Genomic DNA, 20864 nt, shown 5'->3' with positions numbered 1-20864 from the left:
TGTAAGTTATTTAGTCAGAAGGCGGCGAGAGCATTAACTTTACTTTCTGCTTCAATGTCAGCTTTTGGTTTCGTAAATCTTTGAAGATAGCCTTCCATTCTTGAAAGGTCACCGCTAGCGGATTAAAACTGTTTACGGGCTTAGTGACGCCGTAACGCACCGTTTCCACTTCTGGTTCAAACGTACCAAATAACTTATCCCAGATAATAAGAACGCCCGCGTAGTTTTTATCGATGTATTGTGGGTTTCTGCCGTGATGAACACGGTGATGCGATGGAGTGTTAAACAGGTACTCCAATGGTCCTAAGCTTCTTACCCATTGAGTATGCACAAAGAATTGTAAACCTAAATTTAGAAGCACCACAAAGATCACCCATTTAGGATCGAAACCTATGATGACTAACGGCACCCAAAATAGCCACATGCCCGCAAGTGGGTACATTAAACTTTGACGGAAAGCCGTACTGAAGTTCATGCTTTCTGAACTATGGTGTGCCACGTGTGCCGCCCACATCCAGCGAACGCGGTGGCTTGCTCTGTGAAACCAGTAATAGAAAAAGTCTTGTAGAACCATCAACACAATGAAACTCAGCACGCCCATTTCAATGTCCAATAAGTGCCAACCAAATAGCCAGAGATAGAGCTGAACGATTACGAGTCCGGTTAATAAATCGGAGAGTTGATGCATGCCTGCTAATGTGAAATTACAAATCACTTCCGACAATTTGTAGCTTGAATTATCTGGCAATCGGCCTTGTTTCTGACCAATAAAATATTCGGCCAACATACAGATCATGAACAAAGGAGCCAATACCAACAGCAGCCATTCTGGGTGATTGATTAATGCGTCGATATTCATTTCTTGTTCCTATTCTACTATCTGTATTTGAGAGTCAGCTATATTCGAGAACTGTAACCTGAAAACCTTACAGGAGGACCGAAGTTGGAATCTTGGTTAATGTGTTGTATTACCAACGAGCGAAATGATCTTCGGTTAGGCCGAGAATGTTATCGAGTTGGTGAGTTACGCCGTTGTTGTCTTGAATCGAACCAGAAAAGTGACCGATAAACTGACGGAAGTTACTCTTTAGCAACCACAAGTTGAGCTTTTCGTTTCGCTTATTAAGGGGGGTGAAAGTCAGGTTAATACGACTATCTTGCGAGGTTACCTGCCAAGGTAAATCCGTGTCTTGACGACTAAACGTAAACTGCACGGCATTGAGCAAGTGTCTGGTGCCATTCACCCATAATACGTTTTCACACCCTCCTGTTTCATTGACACCTGATGCGAGGTTGAGGCCAATGTCGGTATTATTGGATTTCGCGTTGATGCTCGCCCAGCGCCAACTGGTTTCGCGCCTCATGTATCCCGCAGAGAAATCGTAGCCAGCACGAGCGTGGTCGAGGGCGATTTCACGTTGGTTGATTTCAAGGGTGCCCGTTACTTTTAACGCGTTATGCTTTTGGGTGTAGGTCCACCCCGAGTAACCCGTTGGGCTACACATTGCCAAGGGTAAACTGTCATGCTCTGATTCTAAGCAAAGCTCAGCCTTAATGAGTTTTGTGTTGAGTGAAACTTTCCATTGCCCGTTCTCAATATCAAACACAATGTTTTGCCTTGCGATGTTTGTCGTGCCTTCAAACGGGGAGCTCGTGACTTGTTTATCAAACCCCAGTGGTCGTAGCCAAGAGCACTCTTCTAATTTGTTATTCTCGATGTCGTAGACGTAACAAAACGCAGAACTCAAGTAACGAATGTCTGCAATGGCCACTCCGATTATGTGAGTCTCGGTAACAACGCTGACAAATTGAAATTGCTTGTAATGGAAGTACTTGTGCCAAGGGTTTGCTTTTCCGTCCATTGAATTGCGATAGTCGAATTTTTCTATGTTGAGATGTTTCGGGATGCCATCGAAATGCCCAATTGTCGGCTGACCATTAGAATCAATCAAATTGTGTGGGGCAGGGTTGGTTTTTATCATTGCGACGGTTCACATAAATTTAACAATTAACAGCATTGTGCGGCGAGTAACGTAGAATTGGGAGGTCATAATCGGACAAGAGCAGGTTACCAATCACGATTTTGTCAGCATGTGTTGTTGAAGCTGAGTAGTCATGAGTTTGGGAATAGGCTCAATATAAGGAGATTCGGTTGGAAATTATCGCGGAGTACATGCCAACAGAGCATCGGCACCAATTGGGCTCATTGGATGTAGTGTTGCTACTGAATACGCTAGAGCAAAGAGGCATCGATATTGAAAAACTGGTTGTTGGTGTTGGCCTAGAAAACCTAGATTGGCGAGACCCAAATGGGAAGCTGACCTACGCAGATAAACTTTCAATCTTTAGTGCGGCTAACCAAAGCTTTCCACATGATGGTTTGGGTCTATGGTTGGGAGAACATGCCAGCTTGAGCCACTTCGGAGTATTGGGTTATGCACTGTCGACCAGTCAGAATGTGGGCGAGGCTATCAAATCAGGTTTTAAGTACCTGCGCTTAAACGGGCCTATCTTTTCGGTTAAGTTGATTGTTGATGCTGAACACGCTGTGATTCAAATTGAAAACACCTTGGAAGTCGGGGATCTACTTCCGTTCTGCAACGAATATTTCTTAAGCTCAATCCTTTCACTGTTCCAAGAGTTAACTGGCGATGCGTTAGGGATTAAAGCGCTGTCTTTCCCCTATGCTGAACCAAGTTATGCCAAGCTCTATGATGAACGCTTTCAGTGTCCGGTGACGTTCGGGCATAGCGCCTGTGAGCTGCGCTTCGACGCCTCGGTTCTATCACAAACATTAGCCACACATGATGCCGCAACGCTTAAACGCTATCTCACTTCTTGTCAGTCGATAGTGGACACGTTGGACTCTGAACATCTGTTGACCAACCAGATCAAAACGATCTTTTACCAAACTGCAGGCAACTTTCCGAATATCGAACAACTCGCGGATGAGTTTGCTTGCAGTTCTCGTACACTACGCAGAGAACTGGTTATTCACAATTCTAGCTATCAAACGCTACTCACTGAAGTCCGAGTCGAGTTAGCCAAAGAGTTGTTGCTCGGCACAACCATGACTATCGACGATATCGGTGAAAGGCTCGGCTATAGCGACCCTGCAAACTTCAGAAGGGCGTTTAAAGGGTGGCTGAGTAAAACGCCCGCGCAGTTTCGTCATGGTTTTACTTAATCTGGTTGTAAATATTTGTCGAGCTCTATTTCCTAAAGAACTGTTCACGAAATTCAGCTACTTGCTGTTGATAATAACTGTCCCATTCCAGAGTATCCCAATTGGCATGACTTGCAGAACGTTGAGATTCTAAGCTCGATTTCAATTGATCAAGTTGGTCGTGATAGGTCATTACCGTCTGTTGTTGTTGCGTCACTTGTTGTTCGCGCGCGGTGATATTATCAGCTTGTTCTGCATCTAAATATGTTTGTTGAAGTTCAGCCTTGATCGTCGCTAGCTCGGCAGGGTTATAGCTGTTTGGCAGCAGTGAGACAGCAAGCTCGTATTTTTGAGCCGGAGTCTCTGCGTTTAATGTTCCCGTTTTACTTTCCCATTCCGAGAGCAAATCTTGGTAGTGCAAGACAAACTCAGTGGGCTCAATTTCCTCAAGAATGTTTGCACTGAGCGTAAAATCCAATTGCGCAAATTGATCGGCAAACAGCTGGTGGGCTAACTCTCCCCAAACCTCTTGTGCAGACTGCTTGAACAGCTCAACTCGTGCTTCCAAAGAATCAATGGATTCGAGTGGAATTGTGCTTTCCCTTACTTGCCATTCGGCAGAGAGCTTTCGGTAATCACTTAATAGTTCAAACCATTCTATCGGTAACTCAGTTTTCAACTGCGCGAGTTGTTCAGTGCAATTGCCCACTTGTTGACAAAGCGTCCAAAACTCATCGAGCTCATTGAGCAGCGCCTTACCTTCAAGTTCTGTTAGGTTTTCTGCATACACTTTTCCGTGCAGGTCTTCAGCTTGGACTTGTTTGCCTTGAGAAACGGGGTTGTCTGAAAAGCTTGCCGTATTTGATGTGTGTCTATCGTTATCAGTCGTTTTAGAAACGTGCTGCTTTTCTTCTGTATGCTGAACCGAAGATTGCAGTGTTTCAGTGGATTTTGATGACCATGAATAGCCAACAATGCTCGTCATAGCGACGAGCATTAGGATTAATATAACTCGATGCATTATCCGTTCACCGCGTTACTTAATGACAGCACTTACAGGGAAGTGATCTGAAAGGTTGTAGTGCTTCCATAATTCACTGCTGGTCGAGCGAGGCACATCAACGCGGTTATTGTTGTGAGCTTTCTGTGCGTACTCCGAGCTCACCACTACGTAATCGAGATATTCAACGTTTTCCCCACCAGACATTGGTTCTCCAGCAAAGTTATTGATGCGAGGATCAAAAGTTGAAGCGGTATAACCTGAATACTCAGGCTCAGTGGCCTGCAAGTTAGCGAACATCTGTTGGTAGTCGCCAGGGAACTTAAGCTTGTTCACGTTGAAATCACCGCTGTAAATCACCGTTTCTGAGGTTGGTATTTCCAGTGATTGAGCGAGTTCACGCATCTGTCTAAATTGACGCTGACGATAATCACGCGCCGTGTCCGTGTCGAACGAGGCGGTGTGCGTACCAAACACATGGTAAGCCTGACCATTTTTGATGACCTCAGCGTAATTCACGCCTTTATCAGCAAAACAATCTGTGCCCGTACAATCAGGGAACACGTATTGCGCTTCGTTGACGATAGGGTAGCGGCTCACAATGATCACGCCGCCGTCATAGATGTTGATACCATCCTTATCGAGCATTTTAGTTTGGTATGGGTACTCTTTTGCCAGTTCACGCAGGAACTCATCTCGTCCGTTGGCAAACACTTCTTGAAGCGCTAACACGTCGTAGCCCTTAACGTATTGAGGGATGAGATCGTAACGATCACCGATGTGCGAAGCGATAGCCGGTAGAGCCCAAATATTGTAGGTCATCACTTTCAGTGTATTGGCGTCTGGTTCGGGTTGCTCATCCACTTTTTGTGGGGTGATGGTGTAGTAAATATCATCGTAGCGAGCGGTTGAATCGGCTTTAAGCGCGAGTTCAGTATTCACATCAAAAGCGTTAGTAGAGCTACGATGAATATTGCGATCATCATGCTGTGTTAAGTCAACGTCTGCCGCGCTCAAACCGTGTTGCAGTGTTGAGTTGTACCAATGTCCTTCCATGGTTTGATTAAGCGTGACGCTTTCTCCAATAGAGTTTGATACCACGGTGTCAAACTCGTATGTCTTACCGGACTTTACGCCTGTCCAACGATTGAAACTGATCAGCTTCTTCGTTTCCCACGGGCCAATTTGCTCAACATGTTGTTGCCATTCATCGCCAAGTTGAAGTAGATCGGTGCCGGTATGGTTGGCTTGAATCGTCATCACTTGGTTGGTGTTGTTGGTCAGATACACATCGGTATCTGCACTAGCAGAGGTTGAAATGAATGAAGCTGATGCAAGTAATGCACTCAGGCAAGTCCATTGAGTTTTCATTTTCACGTTATCCTTACTGATTGGTTTAAAGAACAACGTAGTAAAGAGTTATGACATTGGAGTTATAACTCTATCAGAATTATCCAAATATTAGATATATGCCATGGTTTTATAAATTCGATTACTCATTGAAAATTAACATATTGCTTTGTCGGAATGATAAGTGATACGCGCGCACGTTAACAAACAGAGGAACGATTTGGATTTGAGGGTAAGTCACTAGTGGTGTGTTTTCGTGGAAATCAGAGGTCGGGAAATAACCAGATGTGGATACTGTGAATCACGATAAGGGATAACGCTAACAGCCTTGCTCTATCAGCATAAATTTTGCCATTGTTCAGTAAACAGATTCCTCAAAAACAGGTATGATAGTGTCGTTTTTAATCCTGAACTGGGAAAGTCATGGCAAAGTTAACACTCCAAGAGCAAATGCTTAAAGCTGGCTTGGTAAATGAGAAAAAATTAAAGAAGGCGAAGAAGGGCTCAAAAAAGTCTCGCGTTCAGTCTCGTGAAGCAAAAGCGGCAGCAGAAGAAACTAAACTGGCGCAGCAAGCGAAAGACAAAGAGTTAAACCAACAGTTGAAAGAACAACAGTTGAGCAAAGAAATTAAAGCTCAAGTGAAGCAACTGATTGAGATGAACAAGATCGAACAGAAGAATGGTGAGATCAAATACAACTTCACCGATGGTACGCTAGTTAAATACCTTTACGTAGAAGACCTGACTCAAAAGCAACTAAGTAAAGGTATTCTAAGTATCGCGCGTCAAGGCGAAAGCTATGTTGTTATCCCTACGGCGGTAGCGAACAAGATCGCGATGCGTGACGAAGAATCTATCGTTGATACTCAAGCTTCAAGCTCTGATGAAGTAGACGAAGATGACCCGTACAAAGACTTTGTGATCCCAGATGATCTAATGTGGTAGTCCTCGACTAAACCACTATCTAATTCGTCAATTACTTGTTGCGTTGAAGAAGTATTAAAAAGCCCCGATGTGTCTTGCATCGGGGCTTTTTCAATGTTGGCAACTGCATAGAATTATTTACGGGTTCATCTGAACCAGTCATGTCTCTATATTCGAGAAATAATTCATTGCCAGTGTCTCACTTACGACCGCTTTACTGGTAGGTTACCGACTAAGGCTTTGGCCTGCTAATCGGCAACAATGTCTGCGATGTCGAAAGTTGAGTCTTGTTGGCTATGTTTAAGTTGATGATATTCGAGCTGATATTGCTCATAGCCATCGAAATAGCAGTCGCCGATTTCATTGCGTGGGCAAATTTGTACATCGTCTCTTGCGACCAGTTCAGTTGAACAAGATGGGCAGTGTTTCATAGATCCTCCTGATGGATTCCCAGTGTATAACCGGCCCCATTAACTCAAACTTTTGTTTCGTTGTGATGTCATTTTTAAGTCAGTGTGGAATGATTCAAGAGCCTGATGTTTTAGGCGTAATTGAGTGAGTCTAGTGAACCGAAGATAAAGAAATTAAGAACAATTCAGTTAAGAAAAATCAAGCCCAAAGCGAGTGCGGTGGGCTTGGAAGAATCACTATTGTTACAGCTATCGTTTACTAGCTTAGTGGGCTTATCGTTGTGCTGGGTTTATCGTTAGTTCAGCATCTTCAAACCCCAGCTGCGAAAGGGTTTCAGAATCAAAGTCAGTAACCACCTGAATATCGCCTGCATAATAAATTTTATGATTGTTCAGTGCGGTCATCGCATCGAATGAGCCTACAGAGTGCTGTTCACCGATATCGATCAGGCCTGAATATAGAGATTCAGCACTGAATTGGCCAGTTACGTGTGTGTAGAAGGGACGTACACTTGCTCCCGCGGCATATTGCATGCTGCTTAAGCCATTCGCGTTAATCGCCCAGCTCCAATCCCACCATTTCATCTCACCAGGAATATAACGGTGATCCCATTGATAGCGTATATTCGCTTGTTCTTCGCTATTAGTCCCCATGGTGAAGGTGTGTGAGATTGTTGGTCGGTTTGTTGGGTGTGAACTTAGTGCATTACCGCTATAGCGTAAGAAGCCTGTGAAATTGACGTCGTAGCCGATGTTCGTTTTTATGCGGTACGGGTAAGAGATACTTGAGCGATAAAACTCGACTCTAAAGGGCAAAACAGAATTAGCCGGTACGGTGATGATCGCTTGAAGCTCTGTAGGTTCTGAGCGAGAACCATTGTCGGTATCAGAGAAACGTTGGTCTTGCTCAAGCACCACTGTTACATCTGTTTTCCCAACCTGAGGCCAAGTAAAGTTCTCTTTGAGCATTACTGAGTCTGAGAGGTCAAAGCTATTGGTTTTGCGCCACTGGGTGGATTGCTCAAAATGAAGGTCAACGATGATCTGCTTCGATTCGTCGCTGTCATTAATAGCGTAAGCCGACACTGTATTGATAAGAGTTTGTTCTGGTTCGCTAACGTCACCATGAGAAAATGCTTTGCTATCGAGTGTGTAAGAGAAGTTATCCACCATGATTGTTGTCTTTTCGTTACAGCGTTCACCAGAGCATGCTCCGTCGCTGTTGCCCTTTATCTCCCAACCATCGTTAAGCTGTTTGATTCCCATATCTTGGCCTACGTAGCGTCCATTGTCACCGCCAACCCAAGCGTAACCCAGGTTGTGTGCTAAGTAACTCAATGGGCGGATAAAGCTAGCATTGTCGCTGACTAACGCTCGTTGAACCTCAACGTTGTCGTGCTCTTCAATGGCTTGCGCTTGATAGTAAGGCAAACCTGCGTCTGGGTGGTTGGGATAACACCATGTGCCGTCGCTGGCTTGGTCTCGTTTGATTAGCCCATGGTAGCCCGAGCCCATGATCACCCAGTCATTTTGAAGGCCTGCTATGTCCCACACGTTCATGCGAGAGATAAGCGCTGTTTTGTGTTCTTGTGCTTCGGTATGAGTAAGTGGTCGATAGTCCGAGCGACAAACATCTTCCCCAAGCTTGTCTAAGACAATTTGGTCTGAGTATATTTTTGAATGAGCCGTCAAAGGTAGTAACGATAGGGTAGTGCTAAATAGAATGGTTTTACTGACGTTAAGCATGAATAAATTCCTAGTTGCCAATATTTGGCTATTGTTTTTGGATTCGATTTATATGTGTTGTTATGAGTATTGTTTAAAGCCGAGGGTCTCTAGCGGGGTGTACTCTGTCATATAAAACAAAGCCAAAAGTACTGAAATGAATTGAAAATAAATACTTATAAATATCAGAGGGTTGTGCTGATCATCTTGTTGTTTGATAAAGACTTATCTTGATTGATTTTAATTAGTATCAACCATCCAATTAATGGGTGGTTAATTGTTGAACGTTTGTATTCCTGTAACTTCGTTATCTAGGATATGGGCTTGGAAAATTAGGCTAGTGAGATTGAATAGAAAGATATATTGCTGATTGGATGGTGAGTAAGAACGTAAGCCAGAATAAGAAATGATGCTGTGATAGGTAGGATTAAAAAATGCAGCGAACAACCTTTCGGTTGCTGCTGCATTTTTGTTTGTATCGCTCAAATTATCTTAATTGAACGCGATTAAGCATCCCCAGGCTTTTCGCGTTTGCTGTTCCAACCCATAAAATTGTAGATGTTGTATCGAGCAAAGCCGATTTGTTCGTGCAGAGCAAAGTCTGTTACCGCAAAGTTGTACCACAGTGGCAGCCATGAAATTTGAGCCGCCATGTAATCAGCTCTAACCGGAATCACGTCCAACCCGAAGTGGTTGAAATAGAGTTCACTGCGGCGAATGTGCAGGCCAGATGAAACCAGCACAATGTTGTCGAATTTATGATGCTTCATCAGGTCGCTGGTCAGCTGTGCATTTTTCCACGTGTTCACGCTGTTCGGTTCTTGAATGATGTCGGCCATTGGAACGCCAAGCCTAAGCAGTTGCTGTTCATAAACTTCAGCCTCTGTAACGCCGTTATTCTGAGCATCACCACCACTGATGATCACTTTGCATGTGGTTTGCGCTTTTGCACAATCTTTATATTGGCTTGCAGTTTCGCTGATTCGGCCAAAAGAGAAAAAGGCTGGCTCGAACTCTTGCGTGCTTTTAATTAACTGCGTGCCTGCACCTAGAAGAACAATGGCGTTATTGTCAGACCATTGGATATCAGGCTTATTTTCATAATTCGCTTGTAGGTCGTCTAATAAATAACGAGGGATCAAACCTGAACCAATCAACACAAATGACGATATAAGAAGAAGAGATAAAAAATTAGAAGTTGTTCGCCATTGAAGTAAACGTGTAATGCCAACGAATAGTAGAAGAAGTAAAAGTATAATAAAGCTCATGAGGATCCCGTTATCGAACTGGTGCCAAGGTGGTGTAGCATGTTGAAGCGTTGCATCATATATCAATCATGATGATTCTTCATAGCTAACTCATTGTATTATTGAACAAATGCACAATTTCTTGCGATTAAATACGATAACTAATAAGAGCATGAGTAAAAGCGCTTTATTATTGTTCAATAACCACTATTAAAATACAGGTATATAAACGAGGGAATTATTTAAACCTTATTTCGTGTTATTTAAGTTTACTTGACTTAGCTCGCTAACCCATCAATTTATTGACTTAAACTTTCAAAGTAATTTTGAACAAACTTAATGAACATTTGATGTTTCTTTGCCGGATATATGACTTGTGGGTAGAACAGATAAATACTGTTGCCTTGTTGTAGGCACTCGTCAGGTAATACTCGCTCTAATTCTCCATGCGCAACTTCTTTATCAACGTAATAACTCGCGATTCGAATAATGCCGCTTCCTACCATGGCTTGTTGCTTAAGTAAGTGGTTGTCATTACTTGAAAGCCAACCAGATACATCAATAGTTGCAGATTTTAAAGGCCACTTGGTTTGGTGCAGTGTAGCCAAGCATTGATGATTAATTAAGTCACTTACATTGGTTGGGCGACCAAATTGATCAAGGTAACCGGGCGTCGCGACTAAATCATGTTGATAGGTAATCAATCGTTTCGCGATCATGTTATCTGGTGGGGTGTTAGTGGCGCGAAAGGCGATATCGATATCATCTTGGTTAAGATTGAAGTTGGTGTAGCTGCTGTTTATCTCGAAGCGAACCTCTGGGTATTGCTCTCTAAATTGTTGGCAGATACCGAATAGAAAGACCTCGGTAAACATCTTTGGTGCTGTCAGCCGTAATGTACCTTTAACGATGTCGTGTTGCTCTGAAACACTGCGTTCAAGCTGCAATACTTGAGAGCGAATGGTTAAGCCTTGTTGTAAGGCACGTTCGCCTTCTTGGGTTAATCGAACGCTGCGCGTAGTTCTTACAAGAAGAGGGCACTGTAAGTCGCTCTCTAGTCGTTTGATTTGCTCTGAAAGATAGCTCTTAGATATGCCGAGTTTCTCTGCTGCCTTGGTAAAGTTAAGTTGCTGAGCAAGTTCTACAAATAGGATCAGTCGTTCTATTCTCTTGTGCTCGTTCATGTGTATATTCCTTCAAAACTGGCCAATCTTATTGTTCGTCATATCAAACAATCAATTCGTAACTAGCATATTCTGTTTTCTAAAAAGAACAATATGATAGAGGCATATTTATTGGCATCAAATCTTCAAAGCGAGATCAGGTATGACGAACAGCATTGATTCAAAAAGCAAAACTGATAATAAAAAGAACATTCCATTATCGAACTATCTACCTAATGTTGGGCAAGTCGCCTACGGATGCATGGGACTTGGTGGTGGCTGGAACGACAATCCAGTAGTGGCAGCTGATATAGCGCAAACGCGTAGCGTAATCGACACAGCATTAGAGTCAGGAATCAATTTGTTCGACCATGCTGACATTTATACGTTCAGCAAAGCAGAGCAAGCCTTTGGTCGAGCGTTACAGCAAGCCCCTGAATTGCGTGATCAGATGTTCATTCAATCTAAATGTGGGATTCGTTTTGAAGCTGAGGGCAACGTTGGCCGTTATGATTTCTCAGCAGATTGGGTAGGTCAATCGGTAGAGGGCATTCTGAATCGTTTGAATACGGAAAAACTCGACGTGTTGCTTCTACATCGCCCTGATCCGCTAATGGAGCTAGATGAATTAGCAAGAACGCTAGAGGATTTGAAAGCACAGGGCAAGGTCGATTTCTTCGGTGTGTCTAACATGAACAGTCACCAAATCCAGTATCTGCAATCTGCGTTACACCAACCTATTGTCGCGAACCAAATTGAAATGAGCTTGGCAAAGCTTGATTGGCTTAACGATGGGGTAATGATTAACTCGCAAGGTCACCATCAATCTGATTTTGCTGCAGGCACACTAGAGCATTGCCAAATGAAGGGGATTCAATTGCAAGCGTGGGGCTGCTTGGCGCAAGGTCGCTTTGCAGAGCAAGGCTTGTATTCAGAACACGATAACGTGAAAAAGACCGCGCACTATGTGGCTCAGTTGGCAAATCAATATGGTGTTGAAAGTGAAGCGATTGTGTTAGCGTTTTTACTTCGTCACCCAGTAAGTATTCAACCTGTTATTGGCACGACTAATCTAGAGCGAATCAAAGCCTCTGCAGCAGCGACTCGAATCACCTTAAGTCGCGAAGAGTGGTACAACTTATACGTGTATTCACGCGGTCAGGCACTGCCATAAGGGATCAATATGTTGAATCAAAAAATAGTACAGCAACTCGTGTATAGCGCTCTTGATATCGCAGGGCATAACAACCAAGCGATTGCGGTGAGTGTGTGTGATACACATGGTGAACTGCTTGCGTTTTCTCGAATGGACAACGTTAGCGTACAGGCGGGTTTGTTAGCTCAAAACAAAGCCTATACCTCGGCACGAGATAGACAACCGAGTGGTAACTTGGGCGCGTGGGCAAAGACGACAGGTAAAGACTTGAACTATTGGACAGACCCAAAGATCACCGGTTTTAAGGGTGGGGTGCCTATTCAACATAAAGGGCAGGTGCTTGGGGCGATTGGTATTAGTGGGTTGAGCGAAGACGACGATGAAGCACTGGCTGAGAAAGTGATTCAGTTAGTGCTTTAAGTTCTGCCGTTTACAAAGTGACTCAGATAAAAGACAGATAATAAAAAACCGATGCATTTGCATCGGTTTTTTGCTTACTCATACCAAAAGCTTTAATCGCTCTTCGGTAAGGAAGTCGAATTAAGCGTTCGCTTGTTCCAACTCCTTTTGTTCTTTCTTACCCAGTATACGACTTGTAATCGTACCGGCTGTCATTGCACCTGATACGTTAAGCGCAGTACGTGCCATATCGATAAGTGGTTCGATAGAGATAAGTAGAGCTGCAATAGTCACTGGAAGACCCATAGCTGGCAGGACGATAAGCGCTGCGAAAGTTGCACCGCCACCCACACCCGCGATACCGAACGAGCTCACCGTAATAATCGCAATCAAAGACAGAATAAAGTTGATGTCCATTGGGTCGATACCCACGGTTGGCGCAACCATGACTGCTAGCATGGCAGGGTAGATACCCGCACAACCGTTCTGGCCAATTGTTGCACCGAAAGTTGCAGACAAGTTAGCAATCGCTGGTGGAACGTTTAACTTAGTAATTTGAGCTTCGACGTTCAGTGGAATCGTTGCTGCAGAACTGCGAGAGGTGAAAGCAAATGTCAGCACAGGCCAGATTTTTTGGAAGTACTCTTTCGGGTTTACACCAACAAAAGAGACTAACACACCGTGAACAACAAACATCAGGATGATTGCTACGTAAGAAGCAACAATGAAACCCAGTAGGCTTAAGATGTCTGAAGCACTTGATGTTGCGACAACTTTCGCCATTAATGCCGCGATGCCGTATGGCGTTAGTGCCATAATCATCTTAACTAAGCGCATTACGATAGATTGAGCCGCTTCAACGAAAGTGCGAATTGGTGACTCTAGTTCTTCTTTCTCAGCCATCACTTTACGAGCAGCAATACCCGTAAGCACACCGAAGATAACGACCGCGATGATGGAAGTAGAACGAGCACCGGTTAGATCAGCAAACGGGTTAGTTGGAATGAAGCTAACCAGCATTTGTGGAATAGTTAGGTCAGACACGCTTCCCATGCGGCTTTCTAGTGTTGCGATACGAGCCGTTTCACGAGCACCTTCTGTTAAGCCTTCTGCCGAAAGACCGAATGCCTGAGCCACTGCAATACCCACAATTGCAGAGATCGCCGTTGTTGCCAGTAATACTGAAATAGTGATACCAGAAATCTTGCCCAGTGAACCGCCTTTCTCAAGCTTCACTACTGCCGCAACCATTGAAACCAATACTAATGGCATGATCACCATTTTTAATAGGCCAACATAGCCACTGCCAACAACATTTACCCAATCCAAAGTTTCTTTGACGACCGGATTGCCTTCACCAAATAGCAGTTGTAAACCTAGGCCGAAAGCACTACCAAAAACTAAACCTAATAGAACAAGGCGAGAAAGTGTGTTTTCTTTTTTCTGCTGTCCGTAGAGAAAAAAGAGGATACCAGTGAATACCGCTAAGGCAGCGATAGCTGAAAATGACATTTGTTTTCCTTATGAATTTCTTTAAATCTATAGGGTGCTTGGATGTATGGGCGCAAATACTGTTAGCTACAGTAGCGACCTGTAACAAAACGTAAAATAAGGAAAAGTAATTTAATAGAACGATTAGTAATATCCACTCAATAGGATGGGTGGATATTCAACATTGTGATGAATAGGTGAGCTTTTTAGCGATATTTTGCCAATAAATTGAGCATGTCACTTGACGAGTAAATTTCTATATTTTGGAAATTATTTTCGAATAATCGGAACAACATGGCTTGTGCCACGTCTTTTGACTGAATAGGGCGCAGGTTCTTATATTTACCAATCATAAATGGTGACAGCAGAGGAAAGATACTTTGTAGGAGTTTTTCGTCGGCTCGTGGCTGGGCTCTTTCGCCAACAAGAGGACCAGGACGAGCAATAAACAATTGCTTGAAACCGATACGTTTTAAGTTTTGTTCCATTTGCCCCTTGCACTTGAGGTAGTGTGAATAGGAATCGACGGATGCTCCATAGCTTGATACTACCGCGACACGTTGAACGCCTAAGAACTTCATCGACTGTGCCACTTGGCTGACTAATTCAACATCGACTTTACGCAATGCTTCTTTAGAACCGGCTTTTTTCTTGGTCGTACCTAGGCAGATAATTCCTAAGTTGGGCGTCGCTTTGGTGTCATCCCAGCTTATTACTTGCAGATCACTGTGAATGAGCGTGTGGAGTTTGCTGGAGTTAAAATGAGAATCAAGTGCTCTTCGGGACAAAGCATAGATATGCTCGACCGCGGGCTCGTCTATGAGTAAATCCAGAACGTCTGAACCTATCAGTCCTGTTGCCCCTGCAACGATGACTGATGCTTTGTCTCCTGAAATGCTCATAGCTATCCTTTACCCGTTTGCAAATGCTTGTTTAATATAAAGAGTGTTTGAAATTTAAGCGAATAAAAGTTTGATAAACGAGTGGTTAATACTTAATAGCTAGTGGTGTGGTTGAGGGGCTAGGAAGTTGAACCCCAAATATAACAAGGCCCGCTGGGCGACGGGCTTGTTACTTACTTTGTTACTTGCTAGGTGAAGGAGAGTGGGATTTTCCTTACCTTTTTACTCGTTTTCTTATTTGATTTATTTGGTTTTCTTTTACTTGAGTTGGGAATCATCACACCTCCTAAACCATTTTTTGAGCTGTCTTTCAATCAATAGTGTTTCTTTGTGTTGTGTCAGTGTTGTGGGAGTTCACTGCACGATCTTATCAATGGAGAGATCAATAAGTACTCTAAATAAAGCATAAACGATGCCAAAACGTAAGTTACTGATAATTATGTTATCAGCGATGTGGTTGTTTTAGGGGGCGTTAATTTGATTCTCAATTTGAGAAAAATGGGCGTGAACTGTTTAAATTAAGAACACTCTCTGTGGTTTCTGTTACTTAGCCATGGATACAGCTCTTCTTAACACGTAAACTGAGTCGTATTCCACATAGACCAAGGACGTGCTATGAACCTCAAGTTTGATACTCTTGCTCCCAACCAGATTGATCCTTTATCTCGACCTGATGGTGGTGAATACGCCACGCTTCCTGATGTCTTCTCCGTCACTCGCCCTAAATAAGAGTTATCCATTAACGTACAAAGAACTCGAGTTCTCGAAACTCATTGTCCATTAATTACGTGTTCTCAAAATCAAGTGTCCCTAAAATTATGCTAGATACAAAATACTCACCGTACATCCAACATCGTATTGACCAAAAAACTAAGCCATTAGGCGCTCTTGGTTTATTAGAAAAAGTGGCACATCAGCTCGCGTTAATTCAGAGTCAAGGCCAAGGCTCAGCGGTTGAACATATCAAGTTACACAAGCCAAGCATCATCATTTTTGCTGGCGACCATGGTATTGCAGACGAAGGCGTGAGTATTGCCCCAAGTGCTGTAACACAACAAATGGTGTTGAACTTCTTAAACGGTGGCGCGGCGATCAATTGCTTTTGTGCGGTGAACAACATTGATATTACGGTGGTGGATACTGGGATTTTGTTACCAGTCGAATCTGATAGCCCAATGCTGATCTCCCAGCGTTTGGGTACACGAACCAATAACTTTGCCAACGAAGCCGCAATGAGTTTAGAAACGGTTGAACGCGGGATTGAACTGGGTACAGAGCTTGTATCTAGAACCATTTCGAATGGCACGAATATCATTATGTTTGGTGAAATGGGCATCGGCAATACCAGCAGCGCTTCAGCGATTTTAAGTGCACTAGCAAACCGCACTGCAGTTGAATGTGTTGGCCTAGGAACTGGTATCAACAATGATCAACTTGCGCGAAAAGTGGCTGTGGTTGAGCAAGGTGTTGTTCGTTGCAAAGGCTTGGAGCTTAAAGATACTAAAGAGGTACTAGCTCAGGTCGGCGGTTATGAAATCGTTCAAATGGTCGGTGCTTTCCTTGGCGCTTATCAAAACAGAACCCCCGTATTGGTCGATGGTTTTATCGTATCAGTCGCTGCATATGTCGCGACCTTAATTGAGCCTAACTGCCGTGATTACATGATCTTTGCGCATCGCTCTGAAGAGTCAGGGCACAAAATCCTATTAGAGCTGCTAGATGCTGAGCCGTTGCTTGATCTTGGGCTGAGGTTGGGCGAGGGTACAGGCGCTGCATTGGCAATGCCAATCATCCGAGCGGCGGCAGAGTTTTACAACAACATGGCGAGCTTCGAGAGCGCTGGAGTCACGGTTGAATGAGTGATATGCCACAAAGATCGTTGAAAGATCGCGCTGCTTATCAATGGGAGCTGTTTTCGTTGGCAATGGGCTTCTTTTCTCGTTTGCCAATGCCGAAGAATACACCCTATTCATCGGAACGAATGAACCGTTCGGGTCGTTATTTCTCAATGGTCGGTTTGTTGCTTGGCGTATTGTGTGGCTGTCTGTTCTTACTGCTCGATGTGGTATTACCGAGTACGCTTGCGATCTTTTTGATGATGAGTTTTAGCTTAATGCTGACGGGTGCTTTTCATGAAGATGGCTTGACCGATATGGCGGATGGCATTGGCGGCGGCATGACTTTAGAACGCCGTTTGACCATCATGAAAGACAGTCGAATTGGTACTTATGGCGCGTCTGCACTGGTTATGGCCCTGTTTGGAAAGTGGGTGCTATTGAATGAATTGGTCAACATGACTGCTTTGTTTATGGTTATAGTTACCAGTTATACCTTTAGCCGTGCAATTGCTGCGTCACTGATTTACGACATGCCCTACGTCAGCGATTTAGATACCAGTAAAAGTAAGCCATTGGCCAATAAGCAAACTTGGGGCGAACTTGTCTTTCTATTGCTTGTTGGCGTTCTGCCTAGCCTGTGGTTTGGTCTTGAGTTCGCTTTGGTTTTATCTGTCGTCGCCTATCTGTTCAGAACAGGTTTTAAAAAGTGGTTAATGGCTCGAATTGGCGGCTTTACTGGTGACTGCTTAGGTGCGGCTCAACAGTTGATGGAGCTACTGATTTACGTTGCGTTCGCTGCTGCTTTTTATAACGGCCTTATGTAAATCATTCAGGACTTCAGGGACAACATATGACAACGAATAATCAAGCGCATCAGAGTCATCGTCATCTTGTTTTAGGTGGTGCACGTTCTGGCAAATCGAGTTTTGCAGAGCAACAAGCATTATGTGCGCTTGAAGCATGTTCAAATGGACGCCTCAACTATATTGCGACGGCCACTTATTTGGACGACGAAATGCAAGAACGAATCGCCCATCATAAAGATCGTCGCGGTAAACAGTGGATTGAGCATGAAGTGCCTGTCGAATTAGCCACGAAACTGCAGTCGTTTAATCAAGATGATGTAGTACTGATTGACTGCCTAACACTATGGCTGAACAACATCATTTTTGAACTGGGTGAGGATGCGACCAATGAGCAAGTCGAAGCTGTGGTTGAAGCTTTGGTTAGAAGCGTAGAGCAAAGCCCAGCACGCATTATTATGGTGTCTAACGAAGTCGGTTTAGGCGTGGTGCCACTGGGTAAAGTGTCGCGCTTGTTTGTAGACAATGCAGGGCGAATGAACCAAGCGCTTGCTCGCGTTGTCGAACGAGTTACGCTGATAGCCGCAGGATTACCACTGAATTTAAAACCTTCAAACCATTCTATAAATACGCAAGGCTAGGTCGCACTCATGGTCAATGGAACTACCAAAAATATCTATTTACTGAGACATGGCAAGGTTGAAGGGAAAGCTGCACTGAATGGTTTATCTGACGTGTTGGTTAACCCAAAGCTTCAACAGCGGATTTGTGATGCGTTGGCTCAGAACGATGTCGCTTTCGATGGTGTTATTACCTCGCCATTACGACGATGCAGTGATCTCGCGAGCTTGTATGCGGAGCGTATGTTAGTGCCTTTATCTTTTGCACCAGACTTCCAGGAAATGAACTTTGGTGAAGTTGACGGGGTCGCATTTGATGAACTTGAAGACAAGTGGGCGATGTTAGAAACCTTCTGGCAAGATCCCGCAAACCATAAACTGACCGGCGCGGAAAGTTTACAGAGCTTCCATAACAGAGTAACTCAAGCTTGGTCGCAACTTTTGAATGATCCAAGTGACAATCTATTGCTGGTTACTCATGGTGGCGTAATTCGAATGTTATTGGCGCATTGCCTTGATATTGATTGGAAAAACCCGAGCTTGTATTCGAAGTTATCGATTGAGAATGCGTCGATAACTCATATTCAAGTCACTCAGTTTGCGCAGAGCTTTATCAGCGTGAAAGCGATAGGGCTACCTGTTCTCTGAGTGTTCAAAAAACACAGTTTAAGAATTAACAATCTATTAAAAATATTAGAAGTATTAAAAGTAACTAAAAGTAACTAAAAGTATAAAGCGGCGTTAACAGCCGCTATATCAGATTGGTATTACTACCTACGTGAAAGGAATTTAGTCATTACAACTCCGAGTTGGGATTTAAGCATTGCTTATCGCGATCTTGATGATGCAAAAATTGAACAAGACATCGAACTGATTCAACAGTGTATTGAACTGTTGTACCTGCACGTTGAAAAGCGTCACATCATTCTGGCAATGCAAAACGCAATCCAGACCTCAGAAGCAGCAGGCACGTTACTCAGCACTATCAATACCTTTGCTAACTGCCACGCATCGGTCGACGCGACACACACGGAAGCAAAAGCACTGCTTGGCCGTGTAGCTAAATTGAACTCCGAAATGTCTCAAGCATTCAGCCCTTATGAAGACACGTTGATTCACGCAGAACCTGAATTTGTGAATGCCGTATTAGAGCATGATAGTGCCGATGTAGCAGGGCAGCGCTTTGCTATTGAAAGCTCGCGCAAACTGTCGAGCAGTCGCCTTAGTGTTGCTGAAGAGCAGTTATTAGCCGCGATGAAGGTTGATGGCCGTGATGGGTGGGGACGTTTGTACGACAACTTGACGGGTTCATTGAAACTGTCGTTAAAGCTGGACGGTGAAGACGAAGCTCTAGGTTTTTCTCAAGCGGCGAGCTTGTTGTATGGCAGCGAATTCGACAAACAAGAACCTGCATGGCGCGCGGTTCAAGGTGCGATGAAAACGCATCAAGAGTCTTTTGCTTCGATCTTAAACGCACTTGCTGGATGGCGACTGACTGAAAACAAAAAGCGCTCAAAAATAAGCGACGTACATTTCTTAGATCCAAGCCTACATGGCAGCCGCATCGTGCCAGAAACGCTAGACACCATGATGTCGGTGGCAAAAGCCAATCGAGCTGTTGGTCAGAAAGCGGGTTTGTTGATGGCAAGAGTCCACGGCTTAGATGAAATGAAGCCTTGGAATCACTTAGCTGCAATGCCGCCACTGGGTGACGCTGAATCTAAGGTTTACCCATTTGATGAAGCGATCGAAGTGATCAAAACTGCTTTCGCTGAAGTAAACCCAGAAATGGCTGACTTCGTCGCTTTGATGGTTGAGAACGGTTGGATTGATGCCGCACCAGCAGCCAATAAACGTTTAGGTGCGTACTGCACTAAGTTTGCCGCGACACGCACGCCACTTGTGTTCATGACATGGAGTGGTAGCCGCTCTGACTTAATGACATTGGCACACGAGTTGGGCCACGCATTCCATAACTGGGTAATGAAAGACATGCCGTTGTGTCAAACTCGCTACCCAATGACGCTCGCAGAAACCGCTTCAATCTTCGCTGAAAACATCGTTCGTGACCACTTGTTACAACAAGCACAAACACGCAATGAGAAACTTGAAATGCTGTGGGAAGAGCTTTCTTCTTCATTGGCTTTGATGGTCAATATTCCAGTACGTTTTGAGTTTGAAAAAGCGTTTTACGAGCAGCGTGAGAAAGGCGAGCTGACGGCTAAACAATTGTGTGACTTGATGGAAACCACTTGGAAAGATTGGTACGGCGATGCAATGACAGAAGCCGACCCTTATTTCTGGGCGAGTAAGTTGCACTTCAGCATCTCTCAAGTGAGCTTCTACAACTATCCATACCTGTTTGGCTACCTGTTCAGTAAAGGCGTTTATGCACAACGTGATGCTAAGGGCGAACAGTTCTATAGTGATTATGTCTCATTGCTTCGTGATACTGGCAGCATGATGGCAGAGGAAGTGGTGCAAAAGCATCTCGGAATGGACCTAACTCAAGCAGATTTTTGGCAACAAAGCATCGACATGGTCAAAGTTCAAATCGATGAATTCGAAAGATTGCTGAATCAGGAAGATTAATTGATCTCAATCTGTTCATAGCAGGTCAGAGCTGTGTTAGCTTACGTGGCTCTTATCTTGCTGTGATCCTCCAAAGTT

General features: G+C 44.0%; 19 protein-coding genes and 1 pseudogene. 10 read left to right on the top strand and 10 right to left on the bottom strand.

What is annotated here, in order from left to right; translation table 11 throughout:
* Window positions 1-10 precede the first annotated feature (10 nt).
* Window positions 11-859, bottom strand: coding sequence for a sterol desaturase family protein (locus IHV80_RS09340; RefSeq protein ID WP_192888836.1), 849 nt, complete (start codon window positions 857-859; stop codon window positions 11-13).
* A gap of 109 nt (window positions 860-968) precedes the next feature.
* Complete coding sequence (locus IHV80_RS09335; protein ID WP_192888835.1) at window positions 969-1982, bottom strand: DUF2804 domain-containing protein; 1014 nt, start codon at window positions 1980-1982, stop codon at window positions 969-971.
* Between the two features lie 170 nt (window positions 1983-2152).
* Between IHV80_RS09335 and IHV80_RS09330 the strand changes: the two genes are divergently transcribed.
* The gene (locus tag IHV80_RS09330; RefSeq protein WP_192888834.1) at window positions 2153-3187 is read left to right on the top strand and encodes an AraC family transcriptional regulator; all 1035 of its coding nucleotides are present in this window, start codon (window positions 2153-2155) and stop codon (window positions 3185-3187) included.
* Window positions 3188-3212: 25 nt separating this feature from the next.
* Here the strand turns inward: IHV80_RS09330 and IHV80_RS09325 are convergent, their stop codons facing one another.
* Both IHV80_RS09325 and IHV80_RS09320 read right to left on the bottom strand, forming a co-directional pair.
* Window positions 3213-4163: a chromosome partitioning protein ParA gene (locus tag IHV80_RS09325; RefSeq protein ID WP_192890753.1), complete on the bottom strand. Its 951-nt coding sequence runs from the start codon at window positions 4161-4163 to the stop codon at window positions 3213-3215.
* A 39-nt stretch (window positions 4164-4202) separates the two neighbouring features.
* Window positions 4203-5537 carry a sphingomyelin phosphodiesterase gene (locus tag IHV80_RS09320; RefSeq protein WP_192888833.1) on the bottom strand — a complete coding sequence of 445 codons (1335 nt, stop codon included), beginning with the start codon at window positions 5535-5537 and terminating at the stop codon, window positions 4203-4205.
* A gap of 402 nt (window positions 5538-5939) precedes the next feature.
* Here IHV80_RS09320 and IHV80_RS09315 point away from each other — a divergent pair, with 402 nt between their 5' ends.
* Window positions 5940-6461, top strand: a complete 522-nt coding sequence (locus tag IHV80_RS09315) for a DUF2058 domain-containing protein (protein WP_004734880.1) — start codon at window positions 5940-5942, stop codon at window positions 6459-6461.
* A 227-nt stretch (window positions 6462-6688) separates the two neighbouring features.
* Here the strand turns inward: IHV80_RS09315 and IHV80_RS09310 are convergent, their stop codons facing one another.
* The 4 genes from IHV80_RS09310 to IHV80_RS09295 all read right to left on the bottom strand — a co-directional run bounded on the left by IHV80_RS09310 (window position 6689) and on the right by IHV80_RS09295 (window position 11006).
* Window positions 6689-6871: a hypothetical protein gene (locus tag IHV80_RS09310; protein WP_086713224.1), complete on the bottom strand. Its 183-nt coding sequence runs from the start codon at window positions 6869-6871 to the stop codon at window positions 6689-6691.
* Window positions 6872-7123: 252 nt separating this feature from the next.
* A complete protein-coding gene (locus tag IHV80_RS09305) occupies window positions 7124-8596 on the bottom strand; it encodes an aerolysin family beta-barrel pore-forming toxin (RefSeq protein ID WP_192888832.1) in 1473 nt (490 codons plus the stop codon).
* Window positions 8597-9081: 485 nt separating this feature from the next.
* Window positions 9082-9843, bottom strand: coding sequence for a YdcF family protein (locus IHV80_RS09300; RefSeq protein ID WP_192888831.1), 762 nt, complete (start codon window positions 9841-9843; stop codon window positions 9082-9084).
* A 278-nt stretch (window positions 9844-10121) separates the two neighbouring features.
* Complete coding sequence (locus IHV80_RS09295; RefSeq protein ID WP_192888830.1) at window positions 10122-11006, bottom strand: LysR family transcriptional regulator; 885 nt, start codon at window positions 11004-11006, stop codon at window positions 10122-10124.
* A 142-nt stretch (window positions 11007-11148) separates the two neighbouring features.
* Between IHV80_RS09295 and IHV80_RS09290 the strand changes: the two genes are divergently transcribed.
* Window positions 11149-12159, top strand: coding sequence for an aldo/keto reductase (locus tag IHV80_RS09290; protein ID WP_192888829.1), 1011 nt, complete (start codon window positions 11149-11151; stop codon window positions 12157-12159).
* A gap of 9 nt (window positions 12160-12168) precedes the next feature.
* Window positions 12169-12561, top strand: coding sequence for a GlcG/HbpS family heme-binding protein (locus IHV80_RS09285; RefSeq protein WP_192888828.1), 393 nt, complete (start codon window positions 12169-12171; stop codon window positions 12559-12561).
* 120 nt (window positions 12562-12681) lie between these two features.
* Here the strand turns inward: IHV80_RS09285 and IHV80_RS09280 are convergent, their stop codons facing one another.
* A complete protein-coding gene (locus tag IHV80_RS09280) occupies window positions 12682-14052 on the bottom strand; it encodes an L-cystine transporter (RefSeq protein ID WP_192888827.1) in 1371 nt (456 codons plus the stop codon).
* A gap of 185 nt (window positions 14053-14237) precedes the next feature.
* Window positions 14238-14933, bottom strand: a complete 696-nt coding sequence (locus IHV80_RS09275; RefSeq protein WP_192888826.1) for an NAD-dependent epimerase/dehydratase family protein — start codon at window positions 14931-14933, stop codon at window positions 14238-14240.
* A 621-nt stretch (window positions 14934-15554) separates the two neighbouring features.
* On the opposite strand from IHV80_RS09275, the pseudogene IHV80_RS09270 reads away from it, so the two are divergent.
* The 6 genes and pseudogenes from IHV80_RS09270 to IHV80_RS09245 all read left to right on the top strand — a co-directional run.
* Window positions 15555-15662 (top strand): annotated as a pseudogene (locus IHV80_RS09270) (flavin reductase family protein); the annotation flags it as partial.
* A gap of 89 nt (window positions 15663-15751) precedes the next feature.
* Window positions 15752-16792, top strand: a complete 1041-nt coding sequence (gene cobT / locus IHV80_RS09265) for a nicotinate-nucleotide--dimethylbenzimidazole phosphoribosyltransferase (protein ID WP_192888825.1) — start codon at window positions 15752-15754, stop codon at window positions 16790-16792.
* A complete protein-coding gene (locus IHV80_RS09260; protein ID WP_192888824.1) occupies window positions 16789-17595 on the top strand; it encodes an adenosylcobinamide-GDP ribazoletransferase in 807 nt (268 codons plus the stop codon). The genes cobT and IHV80_RS09260 overlap by 4 nt, the downstream gene beginning before the upstream one ends.
* A gap of 26 nt (window positions 17596-17621) precedes the next feature.
* Window positions 17622-18215: a bifunctional adenosylcobinamide kinase/adenosylcobinamide-phosphate guanylyltransferase gene (gene cobU / locus IHV80_RS09255; protein WP_192888823.1), complete on the top strand. Its 594-nt coding sequence runs from the start codon at window positions 17622-17624 to the stop codon at window positions 18213-18215.
* Window positions 18216-18224: 9 nt separating this feature from the next.
* The gene (gene cobC / locus IHV80_RS09250) at window positions 18225-18842 is read left to right on the top strand and encodes an alpha-ribazole phosphatase family protein (protein ID WP_192888822.1); all 618 of its coding nucleotides are present in this window, start codon (window positions 18225-18227) and stop codon (window positions 18840-18842) included.
* Window positions 18843-18989: 147 nt separating this feature from the next.
* Window positions 18990-20786: a M3 family oligoendopeptidase gene (locus IHV80_RS09245; RefSeq protein ID WP_192890752.1), complete on the top strand. Its 1797-nt coding sequence runs from the start codon at window positions 18990-18992 to the stop codon at window positions 20784-20786.
* Window positions 20787-20864 lie beyond the last annotated feature (78 nt).

It is taken from the genome of Vibrio bathopelagicus, from assembly GCF_014879975.1.
In the GTDB taxonomy this organism is placed as follows: Bacteria; Pseudomonadota; Gammaproteobacteria; order Enterobacterales; family Vibrionaceae; genus Vibrio; species Vibrio bathopelagicus.
Note: the sequence above shows the minus strand (reverse complement) of the source record. Positions and strands in the feature narration are given on the sequence as shown.